Source organism: Fructilactobacillus sp. X8R2C1 (assembly GCF_059900955.1).
In genome coordinates this window covers 1-340 of record NZ_JBWXVI010000019.1, presented here as the reverse complement: position 1 = coordinate 340, position 340 = coordinate 1, and the positions used below count along the sequence as shown (strand labels likewise).

Here is a 340-nt window from a genome sequence, read left to right as displayed (position 1 = left end):
TTAGGTCACTTAGTTCCTGATGTTCCGGGCAGTAACCCGATCGTTTATCCAAATGATCCCAACAACCCAAGTGATGCCGGTAACCCACTTATCCCTGACATTCCTGGATACACTCCAGTTGATAAGAATGGGAACAAGTTGATCCCTGGTACACCATATCCGATTGATCACAATGATTTAGGAAAAGATACCCCAATTCATTATGTGAAGAATGCTGAACCAAAAACTCCGGTAGCTCCAAACAAACCAGAGAAACCTTCAGCACAACCGGAGCCAACTAAGCCAAGTGCACCAAAGGAAGTTCCGGCCGCACAACCGGAAGCTCCGAAGGCTAAGCAGG

General features: G+C 47.1%; 1 pseudogene. It reads left to right on the top strand.

The features are described from left to right. Positions 1 to 340 (top strand): annotated as a pseudogene (locus AC6UD6_RS07010) (hypothetical protein); the annotation flags it as partial.